General features: G+C 57.2%; 12 protein-coding genes and 1 pseudogene. 11 read left to right on the top strand and 2 right to left on the bottom strand.

Annotated elements, in window-relative coordinates:
* The 5 genes and pseudogenes from H4J77_RS19785 to H4J77_RS15990 all read left to right on the top strand — a co-directional run.
* Positions 1-197, top strand: a 197-nt coding sequence (locus tag H4J77_RS19785) for a hypothetical protein (protein WP_220469389.1), incomplete at its 5' end; no start/stop codon positions are given.
* Positions 179-400 (top strand): annotated as a pseudogene (locus H4J77_RS19990) (hypothetical protein); the annotation flags it as partial. The gene H4J77_RS19785 and the pseudogene H4J77_RS19990, both read left to right, overlap by 19 nt.
* Positions 397-1,782 (top strand): DEAD/DEAH box helicase family protein, encoded by a 1,386-nt coding sequence (locus tag H4J77_RS16000; RefSeq protein WP_182249417.1) that lies wholly within the window; start codon positions 397-399, stop codon positions 1,780-1,782. The pseudogene H4J77_RS19990 and the gene H4J77_RS16000, both read left to right, overlap by 4 nt.
* Positions 1,783-2,327: 545 nt before the next feature.
* Positions 2,328-3,005: a histidine phosphatase family protein gene (locus tag H4J77_RS15995; RefSeq protein ID WP_182249414.1), complete on the top strand. Its 678-nt coding sequence runs from the start codon at positions 2,328-2,330 to the stop codon at positions 3,003-3,005.
* An 88-nt stretch (positions 3,006-3,093) separates the two neighbouring features.
* A complete protein-coding gene (locus H4J77_RS15990; protein ID WP_182249412.1) occupies positions 3,094-3,975 on the top strand; it encodes a sugar nucleotide-binding protein in 882 nt (293 codons plus the stop codon).
* Positions 3,976-4,003: 28 nt separating this feature from the next.
* Here the strand turns inward: H4J77_RS15990 and H4J77_RS15985 are convergent, their stop codons facing one another.
* On the bottom strand, positions 4,004-4,702 hold the full coding sequence (locus H4J77_RS15985; protein ID WP_182249410.1) for an OmpW family protein: 699 nt from the start codon (positions 4,700-4,702) through the stop codon (positions 4,004-4,006).
* A 194-nt stretch (positions 4,703-4,896) separates the two neighbouring features.
* On the opposite strand from H4J77_RS15985, the gene H4J77_RS15980 reads away from it, so the two are divergent.
* The 6 genes from H4J77_RS15980 to H4J77_RS15955 are packed head-to-tail and all read left to right on the top strand — an operon-like array spanning position 4,897 to position 9,726.
* Positions 4,897-5,658 carry a DUF3450 domain-containing protein gene (locus H4J77_RS15980; RefSeq protein ID WP_182249408.1) on the top strand — a complete coding sequence of 254 codons (762 nt, stop codon included), beginning with the start codon at positions 4,897-4,899 and terminating at the stop codon, positions 5,656-5,658.
* Complete coding sequence (locus H4J77_RS15975; RefSeq protein WP_182249406.1) at positions 5,655-7,007, top strand: MotA/TolQ/ExbB proton channel family protein; 1,353 nt, start codon at positions 5,655-5,657, stop codon at positions 7,005-7,007. The genes H4J77_RS15980 and H4J77_RS15975 overlap by 4 nt, the downstream gene beginning before the upstream one ends.
* Positions 7,000-7,515, top strand: a complete 516-nt coding sequence (locus H4J77_RS15970; protein WP_310734995.1) for a MotA/TolQ/ExbB proton channel family protein — start codon at positions 7,000-7,002, stop codon at positions 7,513-7,515. Before H4J77_RS15975 ends, H4J77_RS15970 begins: the two co-directional genes overlap by 8 nt.
* A gap of 11 nt (positions 7,516-7,526) precedes the next feature.
* A complete protein-coding gene (locus H4J77_RS15965) occupies positions 7,527-7,940 on the top strand; it encodes a biopolymer transporter ExbD (protein ID WP_182249404.1) in 414 nt (137 codons plus the stop codon).
* Positions 7,940-8,650, top strand: a complete 711-nt coding sequence (locus H4J77_RS15960) for an energy transducer TonB (RefSeq protein ID WP_182249402.1) — start codon at positions 7,940-7,942, stop codon at positions 8,648-8,650. Before H4J77_RS15965 ends, H4J77_RS15960 begins: the two co-directional genes overlap by 1 nt.
* Positions 8,650-9,726 carry a lipopolysaccharide assembly protein LapB gene (locus H4J77_RS15955; RefSeq protein WP_182249400.1) on the top strand — a complete coding sequence of 359 codons (1,077 nt, stop codon included), beginning with the start codon at positions 8,650-8,652 and terminating at the stop codon, positions 9,724-9,726. Before H4J77_RS15960 ends, H4J77_RS15955 begins: the two co-directional genes overlap by 1 nt.
* Here the strand turns inward: H4J77_RS15955 and H4J77_RS15950 are convergent, their stop codons facing one another.
* Positions 9,727-10,245 (bottom strand): DUF3299 domain-containing protein, encoded by a 519-nt coding sequence (locus H4J77_RS15950; RefSeq protein ID WP_220469392.1) that lies wholly within the window; start codon positions 10,243-10,245, stop codon positions 9,727-9,729.
* Between the last annotated feature and the right edge of the window lie 17 nt (positions 10,246-10,262).

Here is a 10,262-nt window from a genome sequence, read left to right as displayed (position 1 = left end):
TAGTCGCCGCGATGCTCTTGCACCATCCGCACGGCTCGTTCACGGACTTCAGGGGAAAACTTGTTTGTCTTGTTCATGGCTTCATCTTCTCAGGAGTTGAAGCCTCCGCGAAACCCGGGGCGGTTCAATTGCCCGAGGGCAGGAGGCTAAGGGAGGCAGGAAAGAATCATCTGGTTGTGATGGCGGCGTCCATTTAGAACGCCTCTTGAAGGAAATTAAGCTCGACTTCCTTTCGGCGATGGGCGAAGCCGAAAGATATAAACAGCTTATATGTGACCTCCCTCACATACGCCCTCAGGTGGAAGCTAATTATCTGGAGGCCAGAGATCGTAGTTCACGTTTGCTCGGTCATTTGCGTGCAATAGAAAATACGCTCCTCCTCATAGAACCAGCAGAGTGACAGGCCTTCTAAGGCTATGGCAACGGGAGTGCATTGATTCTGCACTGATCCATTATGAAACGGAACGGCATTTTCTTTGCCACGCGACTCCTGGAGCTGGCAAGACCCGTATGGCTGCAGTGTTGTCTGAAGCCTTGCTTGCATCCAATAAAATTGATCTGATTTTTTGTTTCGCCCCGTCACTTCAGGTCGTGGAGGGTATGCGAGCTACATTCTCTTCTGTTCTGGGGGGACGGCTAGATGGTTTGATTGGTGCATTAGGCGCGGCATTTAGCTACCAAGCTATGGAGTATAGGAGCGAAGCATTTTGGCGGCTTTTGGACGACTACCGAGTCTTTGTCGTCTTCGACGAGATCCATCACTGCGCGGGAAGCGACTTTCTTTTTAGTAACGCCTGGGGCCAACAAATTTTGAAACGGCTGCAGGACCAAGCTGCTTATACTCTTGCGCTTTCTGGTACTCCTTGGCGGTCGGATGACCGACCCATTGCTCTAGCGCGATATACCTCGCCTGAAGGGCGGCTAGTCACAGATTATAAATATGGTCTGCGGGAGGCGGTTCGGGACGGTGTGTGTCGGTCACCTCGGATTGTCTTGCTGGATAACCAGCAAGTTGGAGTTGCTGAGAAAGCTCGCGGTGAACGCACATTCAAACTTTACCCAAGCATCGCCCAGCTACTGTTGGAGTCGTCCGTCACCTACCAACACCTGCTTCAGCACGAAGAAGTAATTATGCAGATGCTGCGCTTGGGATGTGAAAAATTAACAGATCTTAGCCGTACTACCCCGAATGCCGCGGGCTTGGTTGTCGCCACCGACATTGATCATGCTAATCAAATCGTATTATTGCTAGAAACGATGGGAGAGAGCTGCTACGTGGTAACCACTGAAGCCACAGATGCTCAACAAAAGATAAATTGCTTCAAGGCTGGGGGGCCGCGATGGATTGTTGCGGTAGGAATGATCAGCGAAGGCACCGATATTCCGCGGCTACAGGTTTGTTGCTATCTCAGTCGTATCCGGACTGAATTATATTTTAGGCAGGTATTGGGCCGGATATTACGCCGCATCGGAGAGGCCGACGGAGAGGCATGGTTCTTTTCGCCCGCGGAGACGACGCTCAAAAAGTTGGCTGAACGTATCGCTGAAGATCTGCCTGAAGATAACGCAGTGCTAAGAAAGGTCGAGCTTCTAGATGCTGACGCTACCTTTGAGGAGGTCGGCCTTAAGACTGGAGGTTTTGATGAAATTGAGGTCGGGATTGAGCCTAATCCCAACGAGAGTCTGGGAGGGGATACCCCATTTCATAACCCTGTTTCAGGGCGGGTCTACGAAATCAGCTTTTCTGCTCATTATCGGCAGGAGCTTCTGTCCTGCTTTTAATACTCGTGGTGCAGGGAGCTCAGGATTGTCGGTGGTTCTTGAGAAAATTTTCAAATTTGCATTCCGCTTTTGCTTCGTATCGTTGCCAGAGATCATTTCCGCAGGGGAGCTTATAGAGCCTTGCCCATGCCGGCCTGGCAGGATAAAGTTTCATGGTCTCTTTTGCTTGCAAAAGAAAGGTAGCTGGCCTTCAAACAGCATTATATTTGAGAGTCAATCTCAAGCGTATGAAATGCTTCACTCGGTAAAAACGCCAAAACTGTAAAGAATTTCCCTTGGTTTTGGCTGTAACTTTACAAAATACCTTACATATTTCATAATTTATTGATAATTTGTAATGGTTTCAATGGCTTGGTGTGGGAAGCTGTACTGTGTGGTATGCACAACCGTTCTAGAATGTAGCTGTCGCCGTAACCCGGCATGACCTAGGATGATTGTCCCCGGTCTGCCGGGTTTTTTTATGGCTCGTGAAAAGCGCTGTACCCAATTGCGGTATGCAGGCGTGGGCGGGTTGCCTCTGGTTTGCTAGCGAGAAGGGTATATCAATGTCAGAAGTCTATTTTGTGCGCCATGGCCAGGCCTCCTTTGGCTCCGATAACTATGACCTGCTATCTGAAAAGGGGCACCAGCAAGCACGACTCCTGGGGGACTATTTCAGCGCCCAAGACATGCAGTTTGATCACATCATTACAGGCGACATGGTGCGGCATCGGGAGACGGCGGAAGGTATCTGCGAGGGCTTGGGTGTTGCCGGCCGGTCTTTTGAGGTCTTGCCGGAGCTCAACGAGTTCGACTTCCATTCCGTATTGCACGCCTTTCTTGCGCAGCACCCTGACCAGGCGTTGCCCGATAAACCGGTGGTGGCTGATTACTTCAAGCGCTTGAAGCAGGGCATCGTGCTGTGGTCTGAAGGTCGTCTTGAGGGGAGTTTGCCGGAGACTTGGGCTCAGTTTGAACAGCGTATTTTGCATGCGCGTGAGCACATCATGGGCAATTACAAAGGTCAGCGTGTCCTCGCGGTCAGCTCGGGTGGCGCCATAGCCATGCTGGTACGCCAGCTGCTGGAGGCGCCGAGCAAAACCATGATCGAGTTGAACTTGCAGACGCGCAATACCGGACTGATTCATTGCGTGTTCAATCAACGCTCAATGCGCCTGAGTAGTTTCAACAGTGTTCCGCATCTGGATGCCCCCGAGCGACGTGAGCTGATCACCTATACCTGAGCCCAACGAGACTGGCAGGTGACGTGCGGCTGCGGACACTGCACAATACAGGTCACACTGGATAACGGGTTACAAGGGTTAATAAAGCATGCGCAAGCGGGTTTTGCTGCTGGGGCACGAATCGTTACTGGGTCAGTCATTAGTGACTCAGGCCGCAGCAGAGGACATTGAGTTTCTGCTGCCAGGCACTCCGTCTGATGCATGGCGGCCAGACGCGATTGATGGCTGGCTCGACGAGCTGGCACCGGATGCGGTTATCAACCTCGCGCATTATCATCAGCAGTTTCAGTTAGTGACGGCCGATGCCGAGCAAATGGCCGCGCAGCGGCAGTTCAGCGAGCGCTTGATCGAGTCCTGCGCGCAGCGGGATATGCTGCTGTGCATGCTGTCCAATACCCGCGTCTTCAGTGGCGAAAAGAATACCCCCTACACCGAAAAAGACGAGCTGACCCCTGTTGGTGCCCAAGGCGCAGTGCAGGCCGCTCTCGACCAGTTGCTGGTGCGGCGCTGTAAGCGGCATCTGTTACTGCGTTTTAGTTGGCTGCTGGATCAGTCGCCGGACGGCTTGTTGATGAGACTGGTAAACCAGTTGCAGGCAAGCCAGCGTGTTGCCCTGGCAGAAGAGTGGCGCGGTAACCCAACACCCTTGGCCGATGCCGCGCGGGTATTGTTGGCGGTAATCAAGCAGATGGATTGTGACGCAGAGTTGTATGGGGTTTATCACTACGCGAGTGTTGAGGCGTCGAGCTGGATCAGTCTGGCGAAGAGCCTGGGCCAGGAGTTACTAAGCCTTGAGCGTCTGGCCGAAGACCCAATCATTGAGCCGGTAAACTACGCAGACCAGCCGGCCGCGCAGTTTGAACCGCAAAACGCCGCTCTGAACGGGCGGCGTTTATTGTTTGCTTTTGGCATCAAGCCAAGAGCCTGGCGAGCGGGGTTGGACGATATTCTGCAACCCCCTGCGGCTTGAATATCCGCGCTCGCCGGTAGTCGGCTGATTAGAACTTGTAGCCCAAGCCAACCATGTAGACCAGTGGGTCGACATCAACATCAACCTTCAGACGACCAACGCCATTAAGATTGGTGTAGCCGGTGGTCTCGATATCGATGTAGCGCATCTGGGCATTGAGCATCAGCTTATCGGTAATCATGTAGTCGGCACCCACTTGTGCTGCCAGGCCCCAGGAATTATCCATACTCAAACCGTCGAAGCCCTTGGCTTCGGCTGAGCTGCTGACGTCCTCATCAAAGAACCAGGTGAAGTTGATGCCCGCGCCAACGTAAGGTTGGAAAGCGGCGGTGCTTTGCATGGGGTACCAGACCGCGCTCAGGGTGGGTGGCAAGTGCTTCAATGTGCCCAGTTTGCCGTTCAAGCTATCGGCGCCAGCGGGTGAACCTTTGATGCCCACATCATGGCTGAAAGGGGTTGCAGCGAGCAGTTCCACACCTACGTGATCGGTCACCATGTACGCGAAGTTCAAACCCAACTGAGTGTCGCTATCCAGAGTGGCACTACCGCCCAGATTGGTACCGCTTGAGGTCTTGATGCCGGAGCTGTCCTCATGTGGATCAACGGTGATAGCGCCAGCGCGTACGAGGATGTCGCCTGCCTGGTGCGCTTGGGCTGTAACGGAAGCTGCCAGCAGCGCAGGAGCGAGCAGAAGGCTGGCGGTCAGTTTGGTGGCGAAGCGTGACATGATGTAACTCCTTGATTAGTGAACAGGGGCAACTGTACGCCTGGCTTTGCTCGCAAATATTGACCTAGAGCAAGAGAGCGTGCGTCTTGGTCAGCCAGGCCGTTAACAGCGCGGTTGAAGTCTCTTGATGCAACGCTGACAATGTTGCTCTTTTGGTGGCCGCTGACGGCCAACACTTCTCGGGGAGAAGGTGAATGAGGGCAGTTTGGCTAACCGCATTGCTGTGTCTGCCGCTGGCGGTACAGGCGCAGCAAGCCGTGCAGCAGGCGCAGCAGCAAAGCAGCGAATTGACTAGCACTGCCGTAGCGTCGCAGCGCCGTATCGATCAGCTAGACGACGCTGCGCGCAACGCCCTGGAAAACTACCGTCAGGCCAATCAGCAGATCAGTCAGTTGGCCGAGTACAACAGCCGGATGGCAAAGGTCGTCGCGCAGCAGCAGCAAGAGCTGAGTAGTTTGCATGCGCAGCTGGGGAGTATCGAACACACCCAGGCGGAGATGCGTCCCCTGATTAGCCGCATGGTGAATACGCTGGAGCAGTTTGTTGCGGTCGATATGCCCTTTTTGCTTGATGAGCGCCAACAGCGCGTAGCACGACTGCAGGATTTATTGGTGGATCCTGACGTGAGTGTTGCCGAACTGTACCGGCGAGTGCTGGAGGCCTATCAGATCGAAAGTGACTACGGACGCACGCTGGAAGCCTGGCGTGGTGAACTGGTGCAGGCTGACGACAGCCGGGTGGTCGAGTTTCTCCGGCTGGGCCGTTTGATGTTGTTTTATCAAACGCTGGACGCGCAGGAGCAGGGCTATTGGGATACCGCGACACAGCGCTGGCAACCCCTGCCGAATGGTTATCGCCGCACACTGGAGCAGGGTATGGCGATCGCACGTACTGAGCAGGTGCCGGTTATGCTGCGCTTACCCTTGCCAGCGGTGACTCAGGAGCAGACACCATGAAATCATTGTGGATGGGGTGTCTGTTATTGGTCTTGCTGCCCTTGAGTCAGGCTCAGGCGCAAGCGCCCAACAAGCAGGATCTGCTGCGCAGTATTCGCGACACCCGTAGCGCTGAAGAGGCGCAAATGCACGCGCGCGAGCAGGCATTCTTGCGCGAAAAGGATCAGCAGCAACAGCGCATGGCTACCAAGGTGGGGCAGCGTGATGAGTTGCAATCCGCCGCCGATGCTTTGGATGCCCAGTTTCAGCAGCAGAGCGAAGCGTTGGCCGCAGCCAGGGCGGCATTGGCTGAGCGCAGTGGCGATCTGGGTGAGTTGTTTGGTGTGGTGCGCCAAAGCGCAGGTGATACCCGTAGTCAGTGGCAGGACTCGTTGCTGAACAGCCGTTTCCCCGAGCGTTTGCAGGAGCTCGATGCGCTGGCGCAAAGTCAGGAGATTCCGCGGGTAGAACAGCTGGAGCAGTTTTGGTATCGGCTACAGCAGGATATGACGGCTAGCGGCGAAGTCAGCCGCTATGACGCCCCCGTTGTGGATCGTCACGGCGAAACGGCGCTGCAACCTGTGGTCAGTGTTGGTCCCTTCGTCGCGTTGAGCGAACAGCAGTACCTGAGCTACCAGCCGGACAGTCAGCAACTGCTGGCAGCCGCGCGCCAACCCGCCGGCACGGGACTCATCGCCGACTTCGTCGCGCCCAGAGAGGGCATGGCTGATCTCTGGATCGACCCTGCGCGCGGTAATGTGATTGAGCAATTGCAGCGCACGCCCAAGTTGCTTGAGCGAGTGATGCAAGGCGGGATCGTGGGTTATGTGATTATTGCTCTGGGGGCGTTTGGCATCCTGCTGGCGCTGGCTCGGCTGATCTGGTTGCAGGGTGTGCAACGCCGGGTAGACCGGCAAGCCGCTGACCTGGATAAGCTACAGGCCGACAATCCGCTGGGTCGGGTGCTCAGTGTGATCGGCAGCCAGCCTCGCCTGGAAGAGCTGGATACGCTGGAGCTCAAACTGGATGAGGCGATTCTCAAGGAAACGCCGGCACTGGAGCGTTGGCAAGGGCTGATCAAACTGCTCGCGGCGGTTGCGCCGCTACTGGGTCTATTGGGCACGGTCACTGGCATGATCGCCACCTTTCAGGCGATTACGCTGTTCGGCACCGGGGATCCCAAGCTGATGGCGGGCGGTATTTCCCAGGCGCTGGTGACCACAGTGCTGGGTTTGATCGCGGCGATTCCGCTGCTGTTTATGCATAGTTTGGTTGCTGCCCGCAGCAAAGCGCTGATTCAGTTGCTCGAGCAGCAAAGTGCGGGACTGATTGCGCTGCACCTGGGTGGCGGAGACACGCCGCGTGATTGAAGCAGTCTGGCGACTGCGGGACTTCCTCGACAGCGGCGGTTGGGTGCTGTGGGGCATTCTGCTGGTCACCATTGTGCTGTGGACCCTGATGCTGGAACGGCTGTGGTTTCTTGGACGAGTGTTTCCACGCCAGGCCAAGGACTATCAACAGGCCTGGCTGGGGCGCGGGGAGCGCCGCAGTTTGGCTGCGCGGCATATCCGCAGTGCCTGGTTGTCACAGGCGCAGCAGCGATTGAATCAATACCTGCCGATGGTGCGGGTACTGATCGCGCTCTGTCCCTTGCTCGGTTTGCTCGGTACCGTTAGCGGCATGATTCAGGTATTTGACGTCATGGCGCTCAGCGGTAACGGTAATCCCCGGGCCATGGCGGCCGGTGTCTCGCGTTCAACCGTGCCGACCATGGCCGGCATGGTCATCGCTATCAGTGGTTTATTTTGTTTGGCGCGACTCGATCAACAGTCACGCCGGGCTTTGCAGCGGTTGTCTGACCGCCTGCGTCACGAATAGGAGCGCGCCGCATGCGCATGCGCAGGCATCACAGTACAGCGGATGAGGAGGCAGGCATCGATTTGACGCCTATGCTGGATATCGTCTTCATCATGCTGATCTTCTTCATTGTTACCAGCTCCTTCATCAAGGAGTCGGGTATCACGGTAGAGCGACCCTCGGCTGCGAGTGCCAGCGAGAAGCCCAAGGGCAATATTCTGATTGCGGTCAGTGCCGATGGCGAGATCTGGATGGACCGCAAACCCGTGGATATCCGCGCGGTTCGCGCTGCGGTGGAGCGCATGCGGGTTGATCAACCGGACAGCACCGTGGTTGTGCAGGCAGACAAGGATGCGCGCAGCGGGCTGGTGATCAGGGTGATGGACCAGGCCCGCCTGGCCGGGGTTGAAGATGTAGCATTGGCTGCTACGGCAGAACAACGCTGATGCGATTGCTGCTCAGCTTTATGGGCGCCCTACTGGTTGCGCTGGCCCTGTTCACGCTGATGGTGGTGTTGATCACGCCACCAGAGCGTGAGACTGAGCGGCCCGAAGAGCTGGTGCGGGTTGGCGTCGTGCGCAGTATCAGCGAGCGCCCGAACGAAGACGCATCGCCGCAGAGACTGCAGCGTCCGGAACGGCCAACGCCACCCGCACCGCTAAAACCGCCACAGCTTGCTGCGCCTGTAGCGCAGCCCCCGCCGCAACTGCAGCTGCAGATTGCAGTGCCTCAGTTGCAGAGCACAATGCAGCTGAGCGCCGCGCCACCGCAGAGCAACCTGCAACCCGCACCTGCCGCCGCCAGCGCTAGTACCCATACCGCTTCGCCAACGGCATCCGCTGAGGCTGTCGTGGCGGCGTCTCGGCCGGGCGCAGTAGAGGAAGCCGAGCCCAAGGTTAATATTAAGCCCGACTATCCGCAGCGAGCCCTGCGCGCGGGTATTGAAGGTGAAGTAACCTTGCGTTTCACCATCACGCCGGAGGGCCGGGTGGATAACCTGCGGGTAACCGCTGCTGAACCGCCCGGGGTGTTTGAGCGTGAGGCCCGGCGTGCGGTCAGACGCTGGCGCTTTGAGCCGCGACGCGAGAATGGTCATGCGGTGGCGCGCGAAGCGGTCAAGACACTGTATTTTCGTATGCCGGAAGGTCGGCGCTGATGCGCTCGTTACTGCTTTTATTATGTCTGCTGGTATCGCCTTTGGCGCTGGCGCAGCAAATTGATCCCAAGGTATTCATGGCGCTGGAAGAGGCGCGTGATGTGCAGCAGTCGGGTCATCCGAGTGCTGCCGAGCGTCTGCTTGCTGAAGTGCTGAAAAGTACTAACTCAGGCTCGCTGGAGCAGGCTTTGGTGCAGCAGCGTCTGGGCTATCTGGCCATTGCGCGCGAGGATTATCCTGCTGCTATTCGGTGGCTGGAGCAGGCGCTGGCACAGGGAGCACTGGATGCCAACGCGGTGCAGCAGGATCGGCGTAACCTGGCGCAACTACTGGTACAGCAGGGCCGCTATCAGCAGGCAGTGACTGTGTTGGCGGCCGAAAGCACCCATGGCATGCCGCTGGAGATGCGGCAGCTGCTGGTACAGGCTTATCGCGAGCTGAAGGATTATCGCAAGGCGATACCGCTGGCGGAGCAGATAGTGCGCGCCAACCCGTCGGCGGACGATCTTTGGTATCAGCTATTGGCGGGCATGAACTATGAGCTGCGACGCTATGCTCAGGCGGTCACCTGGTTGCAGGTGCTGGTGCGCCGCGCGCCGGCCGACATTGAGGGCTGGCGCCAACTGGCCAGTATGCAGAGCATGGCCGGACAGCAGGTGGAGGCCGCCGCGACCTTACGCCTGGCCTACGAAGGTGGGGTCGGCTTGGCGGCAACGGATCTGAACAATATGGTGGCATTGCATGCGCAGGCTGGCGCGCCTTGGCAGGCCGCGCGCTTGCTGGAGGCCTTGATCGACCAGGCGTTATTACCCGCCGATCAGCAACAGCGCTTGCGTTTGGCGCAATTGTGGCAAGCTGCACGGGATCGAAATCGGGCGCTCAGCGCCTGGCGGCAACTGGCTCAGCAGAGCGGCGATGCGGGTTACTGGTTACAGGTGGCCTATTTGCAATATCAGCAGGCTGACTGGTCTGCCTTGCAGGCAACGCTGGCCCAGACTCGCCCCGCAAATGCAGAGCAGCGCCGGCAGTTACAGTCCCTGCGCAATGCTGCTGCGGCGGCGCAAACCAATCCCTGATTAGTACTCAAATATCTCGATCTTGCTGGCGCTCATACGGTAGCCGGCGCTGGCTAGTTCGCTCTCACTTTGCTCGACATGCAGAGTGCCGGTGATCCAGAAAGGTACGTAAGTGGCATCCAGGGCTACACCCTCATCGCTTTGTACCAAGACAATCTGGTTGGACGGCGGGGGTGGTACGTGGATGCAGGCGCCAAAGTAGGGGACCAACAAAAACTCGGTTACCCGGTTATCGTCGGTTAGTGTCAGCGGCACTATATAGCCCGGCAACTTGACGTCTTCACCATCGAGCTTGGCGACGGTGGGCGCCTGGGGCTTTTGTTGATCAACTACCGAGGTGCCGCCAGCATTGGCGTTTTCACTGAGTACGTCCGCCAGCTGCGACATGTCGTGCATCGGCTGTGGCATACCAAACTGGTCTGCTGTGCCCGGCGGGATCAAATCATCCCAGCTCAATTCGCGCGCGGCTTGAGTGGGTAGGCTGGCAAGCAGCAGGGCCAGCAGTGAAACGTTAATCAGGGCACGCACGCGGGTGA

It is taken from the genome of Pseudomonas sp. 5Ae-yellow (assembly GCF_014077575.1).
GTDB classification, from domain to species: Bacteria; Pseudomonadota; Gammaproteobacteria; order Pseudomonadales; family Pseudomonadaceae; genus Halopseudomonas; species Halopseudomonas neustonica.
This window is presented reverse-complemented; position numbering and strand designations above follow the sequence as displayed.